1 protein-coding gene is annotated in these 541 nt (G+C 29.4%); it reads left to right on the top strand.

From position 1 onward, the window contains the following. Positions 1-107: 107 nt before the first annotated feature. Positions 108-541, top strand: a 434-nt coding sequence (locus RCF13_RS16100) for a hypothetical protein (protein WP_308141336.1), incomplete at its 3' end; no start/stop codon positions are given.

Raw genomic sequence — 541 nt, 5'->3', positions numbered from 1 at the left:
AATAAAAATATATAAAAACTAGTAATGTACAGATTAGTTGCATATCCTAATAACATTTGGCATAATATAGAAAAAAGGGTGTACGGTTAGGAAAGGAGGAAAACAAGATGAAAACGACGATTCCTGCTTGTTTGGTTGATTTATCAGCACAAGATCAATTCATTATTGATACAGAAAGTTATAAATATTCATTTATGATTCGTTATGCATATAAAAGATTACAAGAAGGAATGGCAGTCGGTTCTCTTGAAAAAATTCTTTCTGCAAAAACAAATACTAATATTCGTGTAGCAAAAGATGCCGTAGCGGAAGCCGTTCAATTAATCAAATCTAGAAAAGCATTAATGATAGAGTATTTCGAATTATGGAAATCCCGTTTTGAGAAAACAAGCACAAAACTAGAAAAACTACTTTGTATTCCAGATATAAATCCAAATTCAAAACGGATATTAGGATTACAAAACAAATTAGAAAAACAAATTTTGAAAATGGATCATTATGAACAACATGTGAAACATGATACGTATGATGAAGTCATATT

It is taken from the genome of Stenotrophomonas maltophilia group sp. RNC7 (genome assembly GCF_030910085.1).
Classification (GTDB): Bacteria; Pseudomonadota; Gammaproteobacteria; order Xanthomonadales; family Xanthomonadaceae; genus Stenotrophomonas; species Stenotrophomonas sepilia.
The sequence above is the reverse complement of the archived record's forward strand: the minus strand, read 5'-3'. Positions and strand labels throughout refer to the sequence as shown.